Source organism: Clostridium isatidis (assembly GCF_002285495.1).
GTDB classification, from domain to species: Bacteria; Bacillota; Clostridia; order Clostridiales; family Clostridiaceae; genus Clostridium; species Clostridium isatidis.
In genome coordinates, this window is record NZ_CP016786.1 from 1,162,462 (window position 1) to 1,186,242 (window position 23,781).

The following is a 23,781-nucleotide window of genomic DNA, read 5'->3' on the forward strand; positions in this document are numbered from 1 at the left end:
ATCTTTAATTATTAATCATAATTTTAAAAATTATTAATTATTTATTTTCTGTCAATATTATTTAAGGGTGATTTATATGAAAAACTACAATAAAAATATAGGTTCTTATGGCGAAGACATAGGAATAAATTTTTTGAAAGAGAAAGGATATTATATATTAGATAAAAATTTTAGAAATAAATATGGAGAAATAGATGTAATCTGTAAATTTAAAGATATGATAATTTTTGTAGAAGTAAAAAGCAGGTATAATAACTCCTTTGGAAGACCCATGGAAGCTATTACCTGCTCAAAACAAAAGAAAATTATTAATTTATGTAAATACTACATATATAAAAGGAAATTATTTAATTATAATTGTAGATTTGATGTTATAGAGGTTTATTTTAATGCCAAAAATGACTTAAATAATATAATTCATATAGAAGATGCCTTTAGAGCTTATTAAGTATATTGTTTAAAAAGGATTTTCTATGTATTATACAAATTCCTTTTTCTTTTATTGCTTCAATATGCTTTTTAGTACCATAACCAGCATTCTCTTCAAAATCATAATAAGGATATTTTTTTGCATATTCCTTCATTAAATTATCCCTATATACTTTAGCAACTATAGAAGCTGCAGCAATTGATGCAGATTTTGCATCTCCCTTTATAACAGCCTTATTAGGTATATCTATACCTCTAACTTTATAACCGTCTGATAAAACTAAATCAGGTTTAATTTTCATAGAAGTACATGCTTCTAGAAAAACTTTATTATTACAATAGGCTATTCCTTTTTTATCAATTTCTTCATTTGAACTTTCAGCAATATAATAAGCTAAAGCCTTTTCTTTTATTATATTTGATAGCTCTTCTCTTTTTTTAGATGATAACTTTTTAGAATCTTTAAGGTCAAGAATTAAATCTTCTTCTAATACATTTAGATCCAGAATTACAGCACAGGCAACAATAGGTCCTGCAAGGGGACCTCTGCCTACTTCATCTACTCCAGCAATGTATTTAAAATTTCCTAAAGTTTTGTCAAAATCATACATTAGCTTAACTCTATTTATTTCTTTTTCTATTTTTTCTTTCTCTTTTATTAACTTATTTCCTAATAAATTAATATTCTTTCTTTTATCATTTATAAGTAAGTCAATCAGTTTTTCTAATTCTTGATTATTTTTTTCTTTATTAATATCTATTTTATCTATATATTCTTTTACTTTTTTATAACTTAATTCTTCTAAATTTATATTTGATAAACTCATTTATGTTACCCCATTTTCTATATGTTAAGGTCTTTCTAAAGAAATATTTCCTATTTTTCCTGCTCTAAATTCATCTAAAATTACAGTTGAAATCCTATCATAATCAATTTCTCCACCTTTTATTAAACAACCTCTTCTTCTAGCAATACTATTTAATGTTTCTAAAGGATCCTCATTAATTTCTTCTATTTTATATCTTTCCTTTAAATTATCAGGATAATGTTCTTGAAGTCGCTTTACTAGATTATAAGCAAGCTCTTCCCTATCCATAATTTCATCCTTTATAGCACCGGTAAAAGCTAAGTTTAATGCAGTTTCCTCATCTTCAAATTTTGGCCATAATACTCCAGGAGTATCTAACATCTCTATATCCATTTTTGTTTTTATCCATTGCTTATTTTTAGTAACCCCTGGTCTATCACCTGTTTTAGCAATATTATTCTTTGCCATTTTATTAATAAAGGTAGATTTACCTACATTAGGTATTCCCACTACCATTACTCTCATTTGTATTTTAACCAGACCTTTTTCCTTTAATCTATCATGTTTTTCCTTAAATATTAAATCAAGAGTAGGCCTTATCTGATTAAGTCCTTTTCCAGTTAAACAATTAACTTCTATAGCTTTTACATTTTCTGATGATAATTTATCAATCCACATTTTTGTTACTTTTGCTTCAGATAAATCACTTTTATTTAATAAAATTATTCTTGCTTTATTTCCACAAATTTTATCTATATCTGGGTTAGCTGAACTTCTTGGAATTCTAGCGTCTCTAATTTCAATAACAGCATCTACTACTTTTAAATTCTCCTTTATTTCTCTTTGAGTTTTTTTCATATGACCAGGAAACCAATTTATTCTTGGCATAATATCTCCTCCTTTTACTTTATTAGAGTTATTATTATCTAATTATTAGCTTTTTATATATAGAAAAAGGGACTTAAAAAAGTCCCTTAACTGCCAATGAATATTATCTATCCATTAATTCCTTAACTTTTGCAGCCTTTCCTACTCTGTCTCTTAAGTAGAATAACTTAGCTCTTCTAACTTTACCTTTTCTTACAACTTCAATTTTATCAATGCTTGGAGCATTTAAAGGGAAAGTTCTTTCAACACCGATTCCATAAGAAACTCTTCTTACTGTGAAAGTTTCTCTTAAACCGCCGTTTTGTTTCTTAATTACTGTTCCTTCGAACATTTGTACTCTTTCTCTAGTACCTTCTTTGATTTTAACATAAACTTTTAGAGTATCCCCAACATTAAATTGTGGAAGATCATTTCTTAATTGTTCTGCTTCTATTTGTCTTATTAATTCGTTCATTGTGTAGTCCCTCCTTGAATAATATTTAGCGTTCTTAACAATTTTACTTGACAGAGGACCGCTCGTACTAACACAAAGCTTATTTTAACATAACTTATTTTCTATTTCAACATTATTTTTTATTTTTTAACAATTTTAAATCCTCTTTACTTAATTTTATCTTATTATATAAATCTGGTCTTTTTTCCTTAGTTATTTCAAGTGCTTTTAATCTTCTCCATTTTCTTATATTTTCATGATGTCCTGATAAAAGAACTTCTGGTACAGCCTCTCCTTCAAATATTTCTGGTCTAGTATATTGTGGATATTCTAGAAGCCCATAACTAAAAGATTCCTCTTCAAAACTCTCACTTTTACCTAAGACACCTTCTTTTAGTCTTAAAATAGAATCAATTATTGGTATGGCTGCCATTTCACCGCCTGTTAAAATAAAGTCCCCTAAAGAAATTTCTAAATCAATATATTTGTAAACTCTTTCATCTATCCCCTCGTAATGTCCACAGACAAAAATCAATTCCTCTTCCTTCGCCAGTTCCTTTGCTAATTCTTGATTAAAGGTTTTCCCTCTAGGCCCTAAAAATATTACCTTTCCTTTATTACTTTTTTTACAATATTTTATTGAATCTACCAAAGGCTGGGGAGTCATAACCATTCCAGCACCACCGCCATAAGGATAATCATCAACTTTTTTATGTTTATTTAATGAGAAATCTCTTATATTTATTGGTTCTATTTCAACTATTTTCTTTTCTCTTGCTCTACCAATTATGCTATGGCTAAAGATATCAAACATTTCCGGAAACAATGTTAATATATTAATCTTCATCTTGCCATTCTCCTACAGGTTTAATAATAATTTTCTCTTCTTCTATATTTATATCTAAAACAATATCTAATAGCACGGGAATTAATAATTCTTTAGGCTCTTTTATCCAATAGACATCATTATTTTTTGTTTGTATCACATCATAAATTTTACCTAAATTTCTTCCTTCTGTGTCATAAACTGTACATCCTATTAAATCTGCAATAAAATATCTATCTTCTTCTAATTCAACAGCATATTCTCTAGGAATTTCTAAGTACTTATTTTTTAATCTTTCTGCTTCTTCAATAGTATTAATATCTTTTAATTTTAATATAACTCTATCTTTTTGATATTTACATCCTTCTATATTAACTTCTTTTCCATCTAGTAATACAAACTCTAAATCATCATATCTTTTTGGATCATCCGTTAAAGGCAGTACTTTTAATTCACCTTTTATTCCATGAGTATTTAGTATTTTTCCAACTCTTAAAATTTCTCTCATATTGCACCTCTTTTTATTATGAAATAATGTATATTTTAAAAAATAGAATCTTATCTAGTATTTGTACAAATTTCAATATTTATTGAAAGTTCTATAAGTACTAGGTAAGTGAATTTATAATTTCATTTATAAAAAGAGTTAGGAAAATCCTAACTCTTTGAATCAATAATTTCTACTACTACTTTTTTATCTTCTTTTATTGCTGCTGCTTTAATAACAGTTCTAATAGCCTTAGCTATTCTTCCCTGCTTTCCAATAACTTTTCCCATATCTGCAGGAGCAACCTTTAGTTCCAGAATAATTGATTGCTCTCCTCTTACTTCATTCACATGAACTTCATTTGGATTTTCCACTAGAGCTTTAGCGATAGTTTCAATTAATTCCTTCATAAACAACTGTAATTAAGAAAATTACAGAGTTCACCTCCTAAAAATTACTTATTTAATCCTGCTTTATCAAAAAGTCTTTTAACTACATCTGTTGGTTGAGCACCATTAGCAACCCATTTAGTAGCTTTTTCTTCATCAATTTTAATAGTAGCTGGTTCAGTTAATGGATTGTAATATCCAATTTCTTCTATAAATCTACCATCTCTTGGTGATCTTGAATCAGCAACAACTATTCTGTAGAAAGGAGCTTTATGTGCACCCATTCTTCTTAATCTGATTTTTACTGCCATTTATAATTCACCTCCTTTTAAATATAATCAATTAATATATTAACTTAAAAAAGGCATCTTACCAAAAAAACCTTTTTTAGATTTTTTCTGAAGAGATTTCATTTGTTTCATTTGTTTTCTCATCATGTCAAATCCCTTTATAAGTTTGTTAACATCCTGTAATGTAGTTCCTGATCCCTTTGCTATTCTCTTCTTTCTAGAAGATGATCCTGCTATAAGCTTTGGATTTCTTCTTTCTTTAGGAGTCATAGAATAAATAATAGCTCTTATCTTTCCTAATTGTTTTTCACTAGCATCAAAATCTATGTTTTTTACTTCCTTAGGGATACCAGGTATCATATCAATTATTTTACTTAAAGAACCAAGTTTCTTCATTTGATCCATTGCTACTAAATAATCATCATAAGTAAAATCATTTTCTAGCATTTTGGCACTTAGTTCTTTTGCTTCTTTTTCATCAATAGCTTCTTGAGCCTTTTCTATTAATGAAAGAACATCTCCCATTCCTAGAATCCTTGAAGCCATTCTATCTGGATAGAAAACTTCAATATCGCTCATCTTTTCGCCAACACCTATATATTTTATTGGCTTTTCTGTAATATGTCTAATTGATAAAGCTGCTCCACCTCTTGTATCACCATCAAGCTTTGTTAATATAACACCTGAAATATCTAAAGATTCATTAAAACTTTCTGCAACATTAACTGCGTCTTGACCTGTCATTGAATCTACTACAAGTAATATTTCATTAGGCTTTACTTCAGCTTTTATGCTTTTAAGTTCTTCCATTAGATTATCATCTATATGAAGCCTACCAGCTGTATCTATTATTATTACATTATTACCATTTTGCCTTCCATGAGCAATACCTGCTTTTGCTATATCTACAGGGTTTACCTTATCACCCATTTGGAAAACTGGTATATCTATTTGTTTACCAACAACTTCCAATTGCTTAATAGCTGCTGGTCTATAAACGTCACAAGCTACCAATAAAGGTTTCTTATTTTGTTTTCTTAATTTTAGTGCAAGTTTACCACTCATTGTAGTTTTACCTGCCCCTTGAAGTCCAACCATCATAATTATTGTTGGTCCTACTGAATTAAAATTAATTCCGCTTTCGCTGCTTCCCATAAGAGCTGTAAGTTCTTCGTTAACAATTTTAATAACTTGTTGAGCTGGAGTTAAACTTTCAAGCACTTCGCTTCCAACACACTTTTCACTAATACTTGAAATCAACTTTTTAACAACTTTAAAGTTTACATCAGCTTCAAGCAACGCAAGCTTTACTTCTCTCATGACTTCTTTTATATCTTTTTCAGTTAGCTTTCCTTTACCTCTAAGCTTTTTGAAAGCTTCCTGCAATTTTTCTGATAAACCCTCAAAAGCCATTTATTAACCTCCTATGATTTACAAATCTTTTAGAATTGATTTACATTGTTCATAATCTTCACTATTAATTGAATATTTTTCTCTTAATAATTCTAAAAGATTATTAATTATTTTTTCTTTTTTTATACTTTTTTCAAGTAAATTAAGTTTACTTTCATAGGATAGTAGTTGTTTATAACATCTTTTTATCAAATCATGGATAGCTTGACGACTTGTGTTATTTAATTCAGCAATTTCAGCCAAGGAAAAATCCTCATTATAATAAAGCTCCATAATTTTAAGCTGCTTTTCTGTTAGTAATGGACCATATAGATCTACTAGTAATGAAATTTCAACTCTATCTTCCATTGTTCTCACCTTACCACAGAAAAGATTTTAACAAAACTATCCTAAGGTGTCAAGTATTTTTACTTAACACCATGATTTTTTTTGTTTTTTAGAATAAAGCTTCTACAAATTCTTCTGAATTAAATTCTTGAAGATCATCAATGCCTTCTCCAACCCCAATATATCTAACTGGAATATTTAAGGTATTTTTAATAGAAATAACTACTCCACCCTTTGCAGTACCATCAAGTTTTGTTAGGATAATACCGTCAATAGGACAAGCTTCCATAAACTGTTTTGCTTGATTTACTGCATTTTGACCTGTAGTACCATCTAAAACTAGTAGAGTTTCTTTTTTAGCTTCACTATATTCTCTTTCTAAAATTCTGCCTATCTTAGCAAGTTCATCCATTAAATTTTTCTTATTGTGAAGTCTACCTGCAGTATCGCAAATAAGTAAATCTATATTTCTTGCTTTTGAAGCAGAAATAGCATCAAAAACAACAGCCGCTGGATCAGAGCCTTCTGAATGTTTTACAATATCTACACCAGCTCTTTTACTCCATACTTCCAATTGATCAATTGCAGCTGCCCTAAAGGTATCTGCTGCTGCAAGAAGGACTCTCTTCCCTGCATTTTTATTTTTAGCAGCTAATTTTCCAATAGAAGTTGTTTTACCAGCACCATTTACACCTATAATTAGCATAACTTTTTTATTGTAATCTTCATAATCTATATTTTCTGTTCCTTCTAAAAGCATTTCTTTTATTACTTCTTTTAGAGTATCGTAAACTTTATTTGGATCATTAATTTTTTCTTTTCTTATTTTATCTTTTAATCTTTCTATTATATCTATAGTTGTATCCATCCCTATATCTGCCATGACTAAAATTTCTTCTAGTTCCTCATATAAATCTTCATCTATTGTTATTGCAAGTTTAAGGGTTTCATTTATCTTATCTGTTAAGGCATTCTTTGTCTTTGTTAAACCTGTTTTTAAGTTATCAAATAATTTTCCAAACATATTTATCCTCCTAATTTCTACTGTTTAAGTCTACTGATACAACCTTTGATACTCCTTTTTCCTCCATAGTAACGCCATATAAAATATCACTAGCTTCCATAGTTCCTTTTCTATGAGTTATTACTATAAATTGAATTTTTTCTGAGAATTTCTTTAGAAATTCAGCATATCTAATAACATTGGCATCATCTAAAGCTGCCTCAATTTCATCTAATATACAGAAAGGAGTTGGCTTCATTTTAAGAATAGAAAATAATAAAGCTATAGCTGATAATACCTTTTCCCCACCTGACATTAAATTTATGTTTTGAAGCTTTTTACCTGGCGGTTGAACATTTATGTCTATATTAGCAGAAAGCTCATCCCCTTCTCCTAATATAAGTTCAGCATTTCCTCCTTTAAATAATTCTCTAAAGGTTTCATTAAAATTTTCATTTATTTTTTTAAAGTTTTCAATGAAGAGTTCCTTCATTTTTTCTGTCATTTCATTTATTACTGTAATTAATTCTTCTTTAGACTTATTTAAATCCTCTTCTTGTTTTGACATAAATTCATACTTTTCACAGACTTCATCATATTCTGATATAGCCATCAAGTTTACTACACCTATGCTAGCTATTTTATTTTTTAAATTTTTAATACAGTCTTTAACTTCTGTAATATTAATAATATCTTCTGATATCTCGCAAGCTTCTGCTAATGTTAGGTTTTGTTCTTCATTAAGTTTTTTATAACAATTCTCTTTTTCATTTTCAAGCTTAGCAGAAGCAATTTCTCTTTTATTTAATTCACTTTCTTTATATTGAATTTCTTCTACCAATTTATTAATAATTTCATTTTTTATTTTTGACTTATCCTTTAAACTTATTCTATTAATTTCATCTCTTTTAAATACTTCTTCTAATTCCTTTAATCTATTATCAATAAGTACAGTAAGTTTTAATTTTTCTTCTATTTCTTTTTCTAATTTCTCAATAGTTAATTTTTGATCTTCAATTTCTATATTTAATTTATTTATTTTTTCTTTTCTTTCTATTACTTCTTTTTCTTTGCGTTTTATTTCGCTTTGTGTACTATATATACTTTCATCTAAAGATGCCTTATTAATTTTTATTTTAACAACTTCTTCTTTTTTTGTATCATAAAGCTTTCTTTTCTCAATTATTTTTTTTTCTAATTCTGAAGCTCTACTCTTACTTTCAATGCTATTCTTTTCGAGGTCGATTAATATTTCCTTATTTTTGTCTAGTTCTAATTTTAACTTTTCTAGACTATCTTTATTCATACTTATTTCATTTTCAGCCACTTCTAAAGATGACTTAAGCTTATGTTTTTCTTTATCTAAAACTAATTCTTCGCTTTCAAATTTAGCAATATCAATATTTTTAATATGAAGCTCGTCATTATAATTTAGAATTTTTTCATCTAATTCTTTTATTTCTGATTTTAATTTATTTAAATTCTCAAACTCGTAAGTGTATTCCTTTTTGTTAGTATTAATATTTTCTTCCAGTTCTTGAAGTTCCCTTTTTCTACCTAGGATACTTCCCTTATTTTTATTATAAATACTACCACCAGTTAGAGCTCCACCTGGGTTTATTACTTCTCCCTCTAATGTTACAACCTTTACTTTATGATTATAAAGTTTTGATACTTTTAACGCTGAATCCATGTCCGAAGTGATAATAGTTTTACCTAAAGCATAATCTATAATTTCTTTATATTTTGAATCAAAAATCAATAACTCAGCGGCTAGTCCTAAAAATCCTTCTACATTCTTAATTTCTTTTGAAAGGCTTAACTTATTGCCCTTAATAATATTTAATGGTAAGAAGGTTGCTCTTCCTAGAGAATTTGCCTTTAGATAATTAATTAATTGTTTGGCCACTTCTTCATCTCTAGTAATTATATTAGAAATATTTCCACCTAAGGCTATTTCAATGGCAGTTTCATATTTTTTCTCTACTTGAAAAATTTCTCCTAGAACTTTTGTATCTTGAGCCCCTTTTATTTTACCCTCTTGTATTCTCTCCATAAGCCTCTTTACTGAAAGATTATATCCTTCATAATTTTTTTCTAAATCCTTTAGGGTTCCAAGTTTTCCCTCTAACATATTAATATTTTTAGATATTTCTCTAATTTTATTTTCACTTATGGATCTATCTTTAATTAAAATACTTAGTTTTTTCTTATCTGATAATATTTTTTCCTCAAGCTTTCTCTTATCTTCTTTACATTCAGTAATTTTTCTTCTTAAACCTTCAATAGTAGCTAAATTTATCTTTATATTATCTTTAATTACTTTTATTGAATTTTCTGAGTTTAAAGCTATTTGTTCTTTATTTGAAATCTCTTTATTTAATAAAGCAATTTTATTTTTGCTCTCAGAAATCTTACTTAAAAAATCAAATTCCTCGTCTTTAATAATTGATATTTCTCTTTCAAATTCTTCAATGTTTTTCAATATAGATTTAATATTATTTTCCATAATATTAATATCATTATCTTTTTTTACTTGTTCTTTTATCTTTTCTTGAAGATTTTCAAGAAGAATATTCCTTTCCTCTTGTAAAGAATTTAACGAATTTTCTAGCTCATTAATTTCTAATAGACTTTTATTTATTGCACCTTCTAAATTTGATATTCTTTCTTTAAATATTTCAATATTTCTATGATTTTCATTTAACTCATCTTTCTTATCATAATATTCTTCTTTTTCATTTTTATTTTTATTTTCTAAAGTTTCTATAGCCTTTTCAAAATTAATAAAATCTTTTTTCTCATTTTCTAGCTCTTCTCTTTTTCCTGTTATTTCTTTAGTTCTATTATCTATATCCCTTTTAATTTCTTCTAAATCTTTTTCTACTTTTCTAATGCTTTCAACTAAAAGGGATACTTCTTTTATCTTTAATTCATCAGCTAAAGCTTTATACTTTAAAGCCTTCTCCCTTTCTTCCCTTAAAGGTTCTATTCTTTCTTCGTAAGTATGTATAATATCTCTTATTCTGACCAAATTATTTTCTGTATTCTCTAATCTACGTTCTGCTTCTTCTTTTCTAGTTTTATATTTAACAATCCCTGCTGCTTCCTCTAAAAGTGCTCTTCTATCTTCAGCCTTTCCACTTAATATCGCCTCAATTTTACCTTGTCCAATAAGAGAATATCCTTCCTTCCCTATACCTGTATCCATAAATAAATTATTGATATCTTTTAGTCTACATTTTTGATTATTTATTAAATATTCAGTTTCACCAGATCTAAAAATCCTTCTCGTAACTGTAATCTCAGAGTATTCTGTTTCTAAAGAATTATCAGAGTTGTCTAAGGTTAAAGATACTTGAGCTAATCCAACAGGCTTCCTATATTGAGTTCCAGCGAAAATAACATCTTCCATCTTTCCGCCTCTTAAAGTTTTAGCACTTTGTTCTCCAAGAACCCATCTTACTGCATCTGATATATTACTTTTACCACTACCATTTGGTCCCACTACAGCAGTAACGCCTTCTTTAAAATTTAATGTGGTTTTATCTGCAAAGGATTTAAAACCCCTTATTTCTATGGATTTTAAAAACATAGATACACTCCCCGTCTAAATCAATGATACTAGCAAACTTGCTGTAACCATTATAATTAAAATAATAGTAATAATATTAATCATTTTTTGTCTTGTTTTTTTCTTCATAAATATCACTCCTACTCTTATTAAGTTTATATTAAAGAAAATAAAATATCAATTGGCAAAAAAGAAGATTGGCAGCAATCTTCTTTTATAGAACAACAATTTTTTCGCGCATTAAGAAATAATGCTAAATTGTTAATTTTTCTATTCTTTTTAAAACAATTATATTTATATTATCTCTATGCACTTTATCATTAATTTTAACGTTAATTTTTCCTCTATGCTTCGCTTTAAGTTTATTAAAAAATACTTTTTTATTCGCATACAGCTTACTTAAATCTTTAGAATTTAATTCAATAATAATATCTTCTTCCGGATTAACACAATTTTGAATTTTATCACATATTAAGCTTCCTTCAACTAATTCTCTAAAAGCAGGATGGAAAGGGCCGCTTATTACATCTTTTCCAAGGGTTATTGTATCTGTTGGTTGAAGTCCAATTCTTATTATATTTACATTGGCTTCTTTATAAAGCTTATATATATCTTTAGAAATTTGAACCGCTTCCTCTAATGTATATGGTTTGTAAACACCTCTATAATACATTTCTTCCATAGGAGTATCTTTTATTACGAGAGAGGGATATATTCTGCATATATCCGGCTTCATTGCAATAGATTTTTTAGCTGTTTCTATGTCCTTTTCAAAACTATCTCCCGGCAATCCAGGCATTATTTGATGTCCTAAAACAAAATCAAATTCCTTTATTAGTTTAGATGATTTTTCTACATCTTCAGCACTATGTCCTCTCCCTGAAAGTCTAAGAATTTCATTATCTAAAGATTGAACTCCCAGCTCAATTATATCAATCTTATATTCTTTTAAATAGTTTAGAATATATCTATTAATAGCATCAGGTCTTGTTGACATCCTAATTTTATCTATTAATCCCTTTTCTTTATAATCTTTCGCCACCTTTAATAATTCTTTTTGCTTATTAACAGGTATTGCAGTAAAGGTTCCACCAAAAAAGGAAACTTCCACAGTCGCATCATTTTTATTTATAGTATTTAAATATTCTTTTATTGTTTCTTCAACTTCCTCTGCAGTAACTTCCTTTTGTAAAGTTCTTGCTATTTTATCTTGATTACAAAAAACACATTGATGAGGGCAGCCAATATGAGAAATAAATATTGGAATAATATAATGTTTTTTACTCATTTCTCTCCTCCAAATTTCTTAAGGCTTCTTTTGCTGCATTTTGCTCTGCTTCCTTCTTGCTATACCCTTCTCCTCTACCTAATTCTTTATTTTCTATAATTACAGAAGTATAGAATTTTCTCCTATGAGGAGGGCCTTCATATTTTAGTAGCTCATATACTATTGAAACTTCTCCTGATTTTTGAAGCTCTTCTTGCAGTTTTGTTTTATAATCTAAAACAATATCATTTTTAATAGCCTTTTCTATTATTTCTTTAAAATGGCCTATTATATAATCTTTAGTATATTCTATCCCCTTATCTAAGTATATTGCTGCAATTAATGCCTCAACAGCATCTGCGGTAATAGAAGCCCTTTCTCTACCTCCAGTAAGCTCTTCTCCTCTACTTATTCTAATAAAATACCCTAAATCTAATTTTTTACCAATTTCATAAAGAGAATTTTCACAAACTATTAGACTTCTTATTTTAGTTAATTCTCCTTCACTTTTTTCCTTATAATTTAAAAATAAATATTCAGTAATACATAGCTGTAAAACTGCATCTCCCAAAAATTCTAACCTTTCATTATATTCTTGATCCTTATGCTGATTAGCATAGGAACTATGTGTCAAGGCTGCTTTTAATAAATTTTTTTCATTAAAAGTTACACCTACAGCCTCCTCAACTTCCTTAATATTAAATTTTCCCATTAGTTACACTCCTTGAAGTTTATTCTTCAACTTGCTTTAATGGTTCTGAGCAAATTCAAGAATAAACTAGTTTTTATATTCTTAATAAAAATCCCGCATACTTGCGGGATTTTACTATTCTTCAACATGATTTTTTAAATACTCTACTACATCTCCAACTGTTTTAAAGCCTTCTGCATCTTCATCAGGAATTTCAGTATTTAATTCATCTTCTAATGCCATCATAAGCTCAACTAGATCTAATGAATCTGCATTTAAATCATCAACAAAAGAAGATTCCATAGTTATATCCGCTTCATTAATACTTAATTTATCTGCTATAATTTCTCTAACCTTTTCAAACATATTATTCACCTCCTAGACACTTCATTTAGATAATATTATATAATATTTATCTAGTCAATATGAATATTTGCATTTATTACATATTATTTTGAAGCTCTAATTTAATCTTTTCTAATACATTATTATCATAGAACTTCTTTGTTTGATTAATAGCATTTTTAAAAGCTTTTCCATCAGAACTTCCATGAGCTTTAATGCATATTCCATCAACACCTAGGAAGGGAGCCCCTCCTACTTCAGTATAATCAAATTTCTTTTTTATATTGCTAAATACTGGTTTTAATAAAAGCGCTCCAAGTTTACCCATTAAGCCAGAAGATAAAATCTCTTCTTTTATTATCTTTAATAAAGTCATGGCAACACCTTCATACATTTTTAATAATGTATTACCCACAAATCCATCACATACTAAAACGTCAACATCACCCTTAGAAGTCTCGCGTGGCTCTATATTTCCTACAAAGTTAAGCTTCGCTTCTTCTTTTAGTAGTTTATAAGCGTTTTTGGTTAGTTCATTTCCTTTTTCTTCTTCTTCTCCAATATTTACAAGACCTATAGATGGATTATCTTTCTTCATTACTTCTTTAAAATATACTTTTCCCATCTTAGCAAACTGAACCAAATAACTTGGCTTACAATCAACATTAGCTCCAGCATCAATTATCATAAAATGACCATTTTTTCCTGGCATTATAGGTGCTAAAGCCGGTCTTTCAATGCCTTTAATTCTACCTACAACTAATGTGCAGCCAGCTAAAAAAGCTCCAGTGCTTCCAGCTGAAATTATCGCATCACATTCCTTATCTTTTACTAACTTTAATGCTTTATATATACTGGAATCTTTCTTTTTCTTTAGTGCCATTACAGGATGTTCATTTGTTGAAACTACTTCTCTGGCATCTATAATTTTTACTAGATTTTTATCATACTTATATTTATTTAGTTCTTCTTCAATTTTTTCTTTAGGACCTGTTATATAGTATTCTATTCCACTGTATTCTTTTAAAGCGCTAACTACGCCTTCGACTACAGCTTGGGGTGCATTATCTCCACCCATGCCATCAATAGCTATTTTCATATAAATTCGCCCCTTTGCTTATATATAAAGAAAAGAAAGTCAATAGACTTTCTTTATTCTTCTGATGAAGCAACTACTTCTTTCCCATTATAGAAGCCACAATTTTTACAAACTCTGTGAGCTAATTTCATTTCATGACATTGTGGACATTCAACTATACCAGGTAAGCTCGCTTTAAAAGTTTGAGCTCTTCTTGAATTTCTCTTTGCTCTATATGTTTTTCTAGCAGGATTTCCCATTACTACACCTCCTTATTAGCAAACAACTCTTGTAACTTTGCCATTCTTAAGTCTACATCATTTGACTCACATTGACAAGAACCTTCATTAAGATTTTTCCCACATTTTTGGCAAAGCCCTTTACAATTGTCTGTACAAAGTCTCTTAATAGGTAAGGTTGAAACTATAATATTTTCAACTACTTCTGCAATATCTAATATATTGCTATCTACAAAAATAATTTCGTCTTCTTTTTGAAGTTCTACATTATTTGTAAACCTTTCTTCTATATCAATATCTATTGGATAGATAAAGGCCTCTAGGCATCTTGAACAATTTAATTCCAATTTTGTTTTTATGGAAACTTTAAGCGTCAAAACATCACTAATAGAAGTTATTTCTCCAATTACATTAACAGGATCAACAAACTTAATTTCTTCTCCATCAAAAACAAAAGATGCTAAATCATATGTTACATTTATTTCTTTTTTTCTACTTTTAGCTGAGACTAAATCCGAAAATTCTATAATCATATGTATTTGCTCTAAATTTTGTCTGATTATGATTTAACTTTACTTATAAAATTAAAACATAACTTATACAGAGCTTTTTTCACTCCTTAGATAAAAATTTGCTGAATAAACACAATTTATTATATAAAGCGCATGATTAAAAGTCAAGCAATTTGTTATAAATTGCTTAAACTAATAATAATGCACTTTATAATTATTTGCTGATTAATTCAACAGTATCTCTTGCAATAACTAATTCTTCATTAGTTGGAATAACAAAAGCTTTTACTTTAGAACCTTCTTTTGAAATTTCTCTTACTTTTCCTCTTACCTTATTTTTTTCTGTATCTATTTCAACTCCTAGGAACTCTAATCCCTTTAAAATTCCTTCTCTTGATTCTGGACCATTTTCTCCTACTCCAGCAGTAAATACTATTGCATCAACACCACCCATAATAGCTGCATATGCACCAATTGTTGCTTTTACTTTATATTCAAATATATCTAAGGCAAGTTGAGCTCTATGAACACCTTCTTTAAAGGCAGCATCTTCTATATCTCTGAAGTCTGAACTGATTCCTGATATACCTAAAACTCCTGATTTCTTGTTTAATAAGTTATCTACTTCTTCAATAGTTAATCCTTCTTCCTTCATTAAGAAAGGTATTATAGCAGGATCTATATTACCAGATCTTGTTCCCATAGCTAATCCCTCAAGAGGTGTAAAGCCCATTGATGTATCAATAGAAACGCCTCCCTTAACAGCAGTTACACTTGAACCATTTCCTAAATGACAAGTAATAATTTTTAAATCTTTTATATCTTTTCCTAATAATTCAGCTGCTTTTTGTGAAACATATTTATGAGAAGTTCCATGGAAACCATATTTTCTTATTCCATGTTTTGTGTATAATTCATATGGTAATGCATATAAATATGCTTTTTCTGGCATAGTTGAATGGAAAGCATTATCAAATACTGCTACCATAGGAACATTTGGCATTAACTCTTCACAAGCTTCAATACCAATCATATTTGCTGGGTTGTGTAATGGCGCTAGTTTAAAGCATTCTCTTATATATTCTTTAACTTCTTCATTTATAACAACAGATGATTTAAACTTTTCTCCTCCATGAACTACTCTATGGCCAACTGCTGATATTTCGTCCATTGAAGATATTACTCCATTTTCTTTGTCTACTAATGCACCAAGTACTAATTGAATTGCAACTTTATGATCTTTCATAGGTTGTTTTATTATGTATTTTTCTCTTCCTTCAACCTTTTGAGTTAAAACAGATCCTTCAATTCCTATTCTTTCTACTAATCCTTGAGCTATTGATTCTTCAGTATTCATATCAATTAATTGATATTTAAGTGATGAACTTCCACAATTAATAACTAATACCTTCATTTATAATCCTCCAAAGCTTATTATTTTATTGATTGTGCTTGAACTGCTGTTAATGCAACAACATTAACTATGTCCTCAACACTGCATCCTCTTGATAAATCATTTATTGGTTTTGCAAAGCCTTGACACATTGGCCCTATAGCTTCAGCATTTGCAAATCTTTGAACTAATTTATATCCTATATTTCCACTTTGTAAGTCTGGAAAAATAAGAACATTTGCTTTTCCAGCAACTTTGCTGTTTGGAGCTTTTTGAGCTGCCACACTTTCAACTATAGCTGCATCTAATTGCAATTCTCCATCAATTAGTAAATCAGCTCTTAATTCCTTAGCGATCTCTGTTGCTTTTCTTACCTTTTCTACTAATTCTCCACCTGCACTTCCCATTGTTGAGAAAGATAACATTGCTACTCTAGGTTCAATACCGCAAAGGTTCTTTGCTGTATCAGCTGTTGCTATTGCTATCGCAGCTAATTGTTCAGCTGTTGGATTTGGATTTACAGCACAGTCTGAGAATAATAACATACCTTCTTCTCCATATTTAGCATTTGGTACCATCATTATAAAGAAACTTGAAACTACTGAAACACCTGGTGCTGTTTTAACAATTTGTAATCCTGGTCTTAATAAATCACCAGTAGTATGAACTGCTCCTGAAACCATTCCATCTGCATCATCTAATTTAACCATCATTGTTCCGAAATATAATGGATCTCTTACTATTTGATTTGATTTTTCTAGAGTCATTCCCTTATTTTTTCTTAACTCATAGAACTTATTAACATATTCTTCTAATTTTTCTGAAGTATTAGGATCAATAATTTCTATTCCTTCTAAATTTACCCCTAAATTTTCAGCTTTTCTTTTTATTTCATCAATATTTCCAACTAAAACTGGATATGCTAAACCCAATTTGTGTATTTTTTCTGCCGCTTTTAATGTTCTTTCCTCATCACCTTCTGGAAGAACTATTCTTTTTTTGTCAGCTTTTGCTGACTCCCATAATTTATTCATAAGTTCCATAATATAAACTCCTTTCAAAAAGATACGAACTTTACTCCATATACTAATATACTCCTATCAGCCTGTATTTTTCAACCTAAAGTTGTCTATTTCTTTATTTCTTTATATTCCTAATTTTCAGACAACGTTAAATTTTATACTATTTAATTTTTTAATTTCTCATATTAAATAGTTTTTATGCTATAATATTTATAATTCCCTAAAAGGAGGTAATTTATGAATATTACTGGAATAATTACTGAATATAATCCTTTTCACAAAGGACATTTGTATCACTTAAATAGTGCAATAAAAACAACTAATTGTGATGGAATTGTTTGTATTATGAGTGGAAATTTCGTTCAAAGAGGCGGCCCTGCTATTATAGATAAATATAAGAGAGCTGAAATTGCAGTCTTAAATGGAGTAGATTTAGTTTTAGAATTACCCTGCTTTTATTCTGTATCTTCTGCAGAATTTTTTGCTAAAGGTTCAGTTTCAATTTTAAATTCTATAGGTGTGGTAAATAATATTTTCTTTGGAAGTGAATGTGGTGATATAGAAAAGCTAAAATATATTGCTAACTTTTTAACAAATGAACCTAATGAATTTAAAGCCGAAATAAAAAATAATTTAAATCTAGGACTAACTTATGCAAAAGCAAGAGAAATATCCTTAAATAAATTTCTTAAAGATGATTCTTTAAAGGATATATTAAAAAGTTCTAATAATATTTTAGCTATAGAATATATTAAAGCTCTAATTAAGCTTAATAGTAATATTGTTCCTTTAACATTAAAAAGAGAAGGATCAAACTATAATGATAAAAACTTTACTTCTATCTTTGCTTCTGCAACAAGTATACGAGAATATCTTAAAAAAAATATGGAGTTAGATAAAATTAATAATTATCTTCCCATTACTACTATTAATTACCTTGAAAATTTAAAAGCTGGTAATTATAAATTTGTATTTGAAGAAGATATGTATAAGTATATTAAATATAGAATATTGAGCAATAATATAAATTTTGAAAATTTACAAGAAGTAAAAGAAGGATTAGACAATAAAATTATTAAAGAAATCTATACAAGTAATTCTTTTGACGATTTTATTTTGAATATTAAGAGCAAAAGATACACCTATACTAAAATTTCAAGATTGTTAACTCAGATTTTTCTTTCCTTTGATACTTACAATTATATGGAACTATTAGATGAGAATAATCTTTATGCAAGAATACTTGCCTTTAATGAAAATGGAAGAAAAATTATTAAAGAAATGAAGAAAAAATCTCAAATACCTATTATTACTAAAATCTCAAAAGGAAATAATAATCCTCTTTTAAATTTAGATATTAATGCAACTAAGACATATTCAATATTAAACAGTTCATTGGACCCATTAAGTGATTTTTTAACTAATCCTATAATAAATGATTAATATAAAGAAGACATATGCATATAAATACTATATGGGAGGTTGTTTTATGTTCAGTATTTATATTATATGTCTTATTATTTTTGCTCTTGTTTTATTATTACTAAAGTTATTAAATGTAAAGAAAAATTATATAATTTCTATTTTTATTACCCTTTTTATCATATTATTTGTTATAAATTTAGATTCAAATATAAAATCTGCAGTTGATGGTGTTAAATTAGTTATCACTGCAATACTACCCACAATATTTCCTTTCTCAGTTATATGCAATTTATTAATATATTATGATGGTATAGAACTATATTCTAAACTATTAGGTCCCCTAATATGCAGACCTTTAAAACTTTCAGATAATTGCTCCTTTCCTTTAGCTGCAAGCTTTATTTGTGGATATCCTCTAGGAGCAAAATATGCCTCTGAAATTTACGAACTTAACTACATAGATAAAAATGAATATGAAAGATTATTAAATATAGCATCTAATGCAGGTCCAATATTTATTTTAGGTTCTATTGCTATTGCTATTTTAAATAATATAAATTTTGGCTACCTATTATTAATTGCAAACTACTTATCTGTAATAATAATTGGTTTATTCACAAGGAAAAAGGCAACATATATTAATAAACGCAAGGTAAAAAATGCTTTTGCAAATAATAGCTTTGGAACAAATCTTAAAAATGCTGTTGAAAATGCTATTGCTACAACTATTAATGTTGGAGCCTTTGTTATTATTTTTTCTGTCGTCATTAATATGATTAAAAGCAATACCATGGTTGGTACTGCTTTTTATAACCTTGAAAAATTATTAAATTTACCATCACAATTTTTATACAATTTATTTTTAGGAACAATGGAGTTCACTAATGGATCTAAATTAATTGCAGATTCTGAAATTTCTATAATATTTAAGTTAAGTATGATAAGTGCCTTATTGTCTTTTTCAGGTTTCTCTGTAATTGGACAAGTATCTTCGATAACAAGTTCTTGTAAGCCAAATATAAAAAAATATATATTCTATAAATTTTTACAAGGAGTAATAAGTTTTGTTATTACCTTTATATTTGCTACAATATTCTTAAATTCCATTAATACTTCTTCTATATATTATTCAAGAGGTCAAATATTACTAAAAATTTATAAGCTTTATGGTATTATATTCATTTTGCTTATTTCAACATTAATCTTTCAAATTAGTTATAAGAAATATAGAAAATTACATATCCCTTAACTCAGCAATATTTTCTTTAATTCTTGAACCAGTATCACTTAAATTCTTATCAATTTCTTTGGCTGCAATTTCAAAAGCTTCTTGCATGCTTTTAATTAGCATTGCTCTTTTTTCTTCTATTTCTCTATCTATCTGAGATAATATTTCTGTTGAATATTCTCTTGAACCTAATCTAATTGCCTTAGCATCTCTTTGAGCTAGGGCAATTATTTCATTTGCTCTAACTTTAGCTTCCTTAACAATATCGTGATTTTCAACATTTTTCTTCATTAACTCTAAAGTTTCTCTTCTTATATTATCATATTCTTTTTGAGCATCTTGTAATATTCTATCTTTTTCATTCATTACCCATTCTGCTTTTTTTAATTGATCTGGTAAGGTATTAATTATTTGGTCAATAACTTCTAGAAATTCCTTTTTATCTATTATTGTTTTACCTGTTATAGGTACTTTGGGTGAGTTTTCTATTAGTTCTTCCAAATATTCTAATAGTTCAATTATATTATCCTCTATTCTCTCCATATTTTTTCCCCCTCGATTTATTCTCCTCTAAAATTTACTTTTAATTTCAGCAATTAACTCTTCTGGAACAAGCCCCTCGATACTTCCGCCAAATCTAGCTACTTGTTTTACTGCTGATGAACTTACATAAGAATATGCTGATGAAGTCATCATAAATACTGTTTCTATATCTGGATTAAGTTTAGAATTCATAAGAGACATTTGAAATTCATATTCAAAATCTGCTACTGTTCTCAAACCTTTTAAAATTACTTTTGAATTGTGAATTTTTGCAAAATCTACTAAAAGCCCGTCAAAACCCAACACTTCAACATTTTTTAAATCTTTAGTAACCTTTTTTATTAAATTAACTCTTTCTTCTATAGTAAATAAACACTTCTTATCTACATTTACTAAAACTGCCACAATTAGTTTATCATAAATTTTCGCTGCTCTTGTTATTATATCTAAATGGCCATTTGTTATTGGATCAAAACTTCCCGGATAAACTGCTATGTTCATTTTTTTCTCCTTGACTAATCTTCAAATTTATACAAACATACTGTTGTATTTCCATATTTTCTACTTTTTAATAGTCTTATTTTATTGTATCCTTCAAATATTTCTTCTATAGAATCTATCTTAGTAACTATTATTCCATCCTTATGTAACATATTATTTTCTTCTATAATTTTCATTGCTTCAGGAATCATATCTTTACAATAAGGTGGATCAATAAATATTATATCAAAAACTTTTCCCTGTTTATTTAATTTTCTAAGAGCTTCATAAGCATCCATATTTAGCGGAATACAAAAATCTTGAAATTTTAAATTTTCTATATTTTTCTTTAGAATAGGAAAAGTTACACTGCTCTTATCAACTAGGTACACTTCTTTAGCTCCTCTGCTTGCTGTCTCTAATCCAAGGCTGCCAGTTCCAGCAAAAACATCAACAACTACTGCATCCAGGATATACCCTTGAATCATACTAAACATTGCTTCTTTAACTCTGTCTAAGGTAGGTCTAGTTTCTAAAGTCTCAGGAGAAAGTAACTTTTTTCCTTTTGCTTTACCTGCTATTATTCTCATTATTTTTCCTCCTAGTATACATTTTGATTTTATCATAAGAAACAATTATATACAATTTTTTTAATTAAAACAAATATATCTGCTATATCTTTCTATTGTTTTTGATATATTATTACATAAATTCACATCTTCTTTTTCTACAGATTTTATTAAATTATTCGCCTCTAATCTAGCACATTTTAATATATCCATATCCTCATATATATCTGCAAGCAGCAATCCTAATTCACCACTTTGTCTTAAGCCAAACATTTCTCCAGCACCTCTTATTTTTAAATCCTGCTCAGATATATAAAAACCATCTGTTGATTCAGTCATTATCTTCATTCTTTTTTTAGTTCTATCATTTTTGGCTTTACCAATTAATATACAATAAGAATCATAGCTTCCTCTTCCTACTCTTCCCCTTAATTGATGCAATTGAGCCAATCCAAATCTTTCCGAATTTTCTATGATCATAAGAGAAGCATTAGGTACATTTACGCCTACTTCAATAACTGTTGTTGAAATCAATACCTTAGTTTCATTTAACTTAAAGGAATTTATTATCTCATCCTTTTCTTTTGCCTTCATTTTTCCATGTAATATTTGAACAGCAATATCCTTAAATATATCTGATTTCAATTCTTCATAAAGTTTCTCCACTGAATTTAAGGTTAATTTTTCATCTTCTTCAATTAATGGACAAACTATATAAACCTGTCTCCCCTTACTGATTTCTTCCTTTGCAAAACTATAGGCTAAAATCCTATCTTCTTCATTATAAAACTTTGTTTTTATCACCTTTCTTCCTGGTGGTAATTCATCGATAATTGATACATCTAAATCTGAATACATACATAAGGCTAAAGTCCTAGGAATAGGAGTAGCACTCATAACTAAAACATCCGGTCTTTTCCCTTTATTTATGAGCTTATTTCTTTGCTCAACACCAAATCTATGTTGTTCATCTGTAATAGTTAACCCTAAATTTTTAAATTCTACATCTTCTTGTATTAAGGCATGAGTTCCTATTACAATAATATTATCTCCCCTTTGAAGTCTTTCTTTTATCCTTATTTTCTCTTTTTTGCTGCTACTTCCTGTTAATAATTCAACATCAATATTAAAGGGATTTAATAATTTTACTGCTTCCTCATAATGTTGATTAGCTAATATTTCTGTTGGAACCATTAAGGTAGCCTGATAACCATTTTTGACAACATTAAACATTGCTATTAAGGCTATTATTGTTTTCCCGCTTCCAACATCTCCTTGTAGCAATCTATTCATAGGATAAGGACTTTTCTGATCAATAAGAATTTCTCTGACAACCCTTGTTTGAGCATTAGTTAAATTATAGGGTAAAGCTTCTTTTAAATCAGCTAATTCCTTATGCCAATTGAAAGATATTCCATTCTTTTGTTTAATTTTACTTTTTAATAACAGTAATTTCATAGAATATGTAAATAATTCTTGAAACTTAAGCCTTTCTATAGCTCTAAATAATTCTCCTTTTCCCTTTGGAAAATGTATTTCTCTAATTGCGGAATCTAAATCCATTAGATTATACTTAACCAATATTTTTTTTGGAAGATTATCAGATATAATAGTTTTATCTAACACTTGATTAATTAATTTAGGAATTATTTTTTCTGACATATCTCCCTTTAGAGAGTACTTAGGAATAATTTCACTTTCTATAGCATCTTTACATCCCACTATAGGATTAATTACTTCTAAATTATTTCCAGTTTTCTTAAACTTACCTACTAGATCATAAGTTTCATTCATCTTAAATTGATTCTTTATGTACTTTTGATTAAACCACTTTGCCAAAACAATATGATTCTTATAAGCAAACTTTATTGTAGATATAATTTTACCACTTTTTGTTTTAACATCTCTATCAAAACCGATTACTCTACAGGATAAAATATGTTTATTATTTTCATCAATTTCCTCAAACTCACAATTTGACTTTATGTATTCATAATCTCTAGGAAAATATAAAAGTAAATCATAAATTGTAAATATTCCGCATTTATTAAGTTTTTCAGCAAGTTTCGGTCCTACTCCCTTTAAGGTAGAAATCTCCATTGATATATTCATTTATTCACC

At 28.1% G+C, this 23,781-nt stretch carries 26 protein-coding genes; 3 read left to right on the forward strand and 23 right to left on the reverse strand.

The annotated features are described in order from the left end of the window. The first annotated feature begins 76 nt into the window (after nucleotides 1–76). The gene (locus BEN51_RS05495; RefSeq protein WP_119865074.1) at nucleotides 77–448 is read left to right on the forward strand and encodes a YraN family protein; all 372 of its coding nucleotides are present in this window, start codon (nucleotides 77–79) and stop codon (nucleotides 446–448) included. Here the strand turns inward: BEN51_RS05495 and BEN51_RS05500 are convergent. The 19 genes from BEN51_RS05500 to pta form a co-directional block, all read right to left on the reverse strand. After that, the gene (locus BEN51_RS05500; RefSeq protein ID WP_119865075.1) at nucleotides 435–1,256 is read right to left on the reverse strand and encodes a ribonuclease HII; all 822 of its coding nucleotides are present in this window, start codon (nucleotides 1,254–1,256) and stop codon (nucleotides 435–437) included. The genes BEN51_RS05495 and BEN51_RS05500 overlap by 14 nt on opposite strands. A 24-nt stretch (nucleotides 1,257–1,280) precedes the next feature. Further along, nucleotides 1,281–2,126, reverse strand: coding sequence for a ribosome biogenesis GTPase YlqF (ylqF, locus tag BEN51_RS05505; protein ID WP_119865076.1), 846 nt, complete (start codon nucleotides 2,124–2,126; stop codon nucleotides 1,281–1,283). A gap of 103 nt (nucleotides 2,127–2,229) precedes the next feature. Beyond that, a complete protein-coding gene (gene rplS / locus BEN51_RS05510; RefSeq protein ID WP_119865077.1) occupies nucleotides 2,230–2,580 on the reverse strand; it encodes a 50S ribosomal protein L19 in 351 nt (116 codons plus the stop codon). A 112-nt stretch (nucleotides 2,581–2,692) separates the two neighbouring features. Further along, nucleotides 2,693–3,406 carry a tRNA (guanosine(37)-N1)-methyltransferase TrmD gene (trmD, locus tag BEN51_RS05515; RefSeq protein ID WP_119865078.1) on the reverse strand — a complete coding sequence of 238 codons (714 nt, stop codon included), beginning with the start codon at nucleotides 3,404–3,406 and terminating at the stop codon, nucleotides 2,693–2,695. After that, a complete protein-coding gene (gene rimM / locus BEN51_RS05520; protein ID WP_119865079.1) occupies nucleotides 3,396–3,893 on the reverse strand; it encodes a ribosome maturation factor RimM in 498 nt (165 codons plus the stop codon). Before rimM ends, trmD begins: the two co-directional genes overlap by 11 nt. A 149-nt stretch (nucleotides 3,894–4,042) precedes the next feature. Continuing rightward, on the reverse strand, nucleotides 4,043–4,282 hold the full coding sequence (locus tag BEN51_RS05525) for a KH domain-containing protein (RefSeq protein WP_119865080.1): 240 nt from the start codon (nucleotides 4,280–4,282) through the stop codon (nucleotides 4,043–4,045). Between the two features lie 44 nt (nucleotides 4,283–4,326). Further along, complete coding sequence (rpsP, locus tag BEN51_RS05530) at nucleotides 4,327–4,572, reverse strand: 30S ribosomal protein S16 (RefSeq protein ID WP_119865081.1); 246 nt, start codon at nucleotides 4,570–4,572, stop codon at nucleotides 4,327–4,329. 39 nt (nucleotides 4,573–4,611) lie between these two features. Then, nucleotides 4,612–5,964, reverse strand: coding sequence for a signal recognition particle protein (ffh, locus tag BEN51_RS05535; RefSeq protein WP_119865082.1), 1,353 nt, complete (start codon nucleotides 5,962–5,964; stop codon nucleotides 4,612–4,614). 18 nt (nucleotides 5,965–5,982) lie between these two features. Then, a complete protein-coding gene (locus BEN51_RS05540) occupies nucleotides 5,983–6,312 on the reverse strand; it encodes a putative DNA-binding protein (RefSeq protein WP_119865083.1) in 330 nt (109 codons plus the stop codon). Nucleotides 6,313–6,400: 88 nt separating this feature from the next. Further along, nucleotides 6,401–7,315 carry a signal recognition particle-docking protein FtsY gene (gene ftsY / locus BEN51_RS05545; protein ID WP_119865084.1) on the reverse strand — a complete coding sequence of 305 codons (915 nt, stop codon included), beginning with the start codon at nucleotides 7,313–7,315 and terminating at the stop codon, nucleotides 6,401–6,403. 10 nt (nucleotides 7,316–7,325) lie between these two features. After that, a complete protein-coding gene (smc, locus tag BEN51_RS05550; RefSeq protein WP_119865085.1) occupies nucleotides 7,326–10,889 on the reverse strand; it encodes a chromosome segregation protein SMC in 3,564 nt (1,187 codons plus the stop codon). Nucleotides 10,890–11,121: 232 nt separating this feature from the next. Then, entirely contained in the window at nucleotides 11,122–12,156 is a 1,035-nt protein-coding gene (locus BEN51_RS05555) for an elongator complex protein 3 (RefSeq protein ID WP_119865086.1), read from the reverse strand. Continuing rightward, on the reverse strand, nucleotides 12,149–12,847 hold the full coding sequence (gene rnc, locus BEN51_RS05560; RefSeq protein ID WP_119865087.1) for a ribonuclease III: 699 nt from the start codon (nucleotides 12,845–12,847) through the stop codon (nucleotides 12,149–12,151). The genes BEN51_RS05555 and rnc overlap by 8 nt, the downstream gene beginning before the upstream one ends. 114 nt (nucleotides 12,848–12,961) lie before the next feature. Continuing rightward, on the reverse strand, nucleotides 12,962–13,192 hold the full coding sequence (gene acpP, locus BEN51_RS05565) for an acyl carrier protein (RefSeq protein ID WP_119865088.1): 231 nt from the start codon (nucleotides 13,190–13,192) through the stop codon (nucleotides 12,962–12,964). A 76-nt stretch (nucleotides 13,193–13,268) separates the two neighbouring features. Beyond that, nucleotides 13,269–14,270: a phosphate acyltransferase PlsX gene (gene plsX / locus BEN51_RS05570; RefSeq protein ID WP_119865089.1), complete on the reverse strand. Its 1,002-nt coding sequence runs from the start codon at nucleotides 14,268–14,270 to the stop codon at nucleotides 13,269–13,271. A gap of 53 nt (nucleotides 14,271–14,323) precedes the next feature. Further along, nucleotides 14,324–14,509: a 50S ribosomal protein L32 gene (gene rpmF / locus BEN51_RS05575; protein WP_119865090.1), complete on the reverse strand. Its 186-nt coding sequence runs from the start codon at nucleotides 14,507–14,509 to the stop codon at nucleotides 14,324–14,326. Nucleotides 14,510–14,511: 2 nt separating this feature from the next. Beyond that, nucleotides 14,512–15,021 carry a YceD family protein gene (locus BEN51_RS05580; RefSeq protein WP_119865091.1) on the reverse strand — a complete coding sequence of 170 codons (510 nt, stop codon included), beginning with the start codon at nucleotides 15,019–15,021 and terminating at the stop codon, nucleotides 14,512–14,514. Nucleotides 15,022–15,214: 193 nt separating this feature from the next. Further along, nucleotides 15,215–16,414: an acetate kinase gene (locus BEN51_RS05585; protein ID WP_119865092.1), complete on the reverse strand. Its 1,200-nt coding sequence runs from the start codon at nucleotides 16,412–16,414 to the stop codon at nucleotides 15,215–15,217. A gap of 20 nt (nucleotides 16,415–16,434) precedes the next feature. Further along, nucleotides 16,435–17,436 carry a phosphate acetyltransferase gene (gene pta / locus BEN51_RS05590; protein ID WP_119865093.1) on the reverse strand — a complete coding sequence of 334 codons (1,002 nt, stop codon included), beginning with the start codon at nucleotides 17,434–17,436 and terminating at the stop codon, nucleotides 16,435–16,437. 216 nt (nucleotides 17,437–17,652) lie between these two features. On the opposite strand from pta, the gene BEN51_RS05595 reads away from it, so the two are divergent. Continuing rightward, a complete protein-coding gene (locus BEN51_RS05595) occupies nucleotides 17,653–18,858 on the forward strand; it encodes a nucleotidyltransferase (RefSeq protein WP_119865094.1) in 1,206 nt (401 codons plus the stop codon). A 46-nt stretch (nucleotides 18,859–18,904) separates the two neighbouring features. Continuing rightward, nucleotides 18,905–20,089 carry a sporulation integral membrane protein YlbJ gene (ylbJ, locus tag BEN51_RS05600; RefSeq protein ID WP_119865095.1) on the forward strand — a complete coding sequence of 395 codons (1,185 nt, stop codon included), beginning with the start codon at nucleotides 18,905–18,907 and terminating at the stop codon, nucleotides 20,087–20,089. Here the strand turns inward: ylbJ and BEN51_RS05605 are convergent. The 4 genes from BEN51_RS05605 to recG are packed head-to-tail and all read right to left on the reverse strand — an operon-like array spanning nucleotide 20,075 to nucleotide 23,772. Then, nucleotides 20,075–20,611 carry an ATPase gene (locus tag BEN51_RS05605; RefSeq protein WP_119865096.1) on the reverse strand — a complete coding sequence of 179 codons (537 nt, stop codon included), beginning with the start codon at nucleotides 20,609–20,611 and terminating at the stop codon, nucleotides 20,075–20,077. The genes ylbJ and BEN51_RS05605 overlap by 15 nt on opposite strands. A gap of 27 nt (nucleotides 20,612–20,638) precedes the next feature. Continuing rightward, nucleotides 20,639–21,112, reverse strand: a complete 474-nt coding sequence (gene coaD, locus BEN51_RS05610) for a pantetheine-phosphate adenylyltransferase (RefSeq protein WP_119865097.1) — start codon at nucleotides 21,110–21,112, stop codon at nucleotides 20,639–20,641. A 14-nt stretch (nucleotides 21,113–21,126) separates the two neighbouring features. Continuing rightward, nucleotides 21,127–21,681 carry a 16S rRNA (guanine(966)-N(2))-methyltransferase RsmD gene (gene rsmD, locus BEN51_RS05615; protein ID WP_119865098.1) on the reverse strand — a complete coding sequence of 185 codons (555 nt, stop codon included), beginning with the start codon at nucleotides 21,679–21,681 and terminating at the stop codon, nucleotides 21,127–21,129. Nucleotides 21,682–21,741: 60 nt separating this feature from the next. Continuing rightward, a complete protein-coding gene (recG, locus tag BEN51_RS05620; protein WP_119865099.1) occupies nucleotides 21,742–23,772 on the reverse strand; it encodes an ATP-dependent DNA helicase RecG in 2,031 nt (676 codons plus the stop codon). Nucleotides 23,773–23,781: the final 9 nt, after the last annotated feature.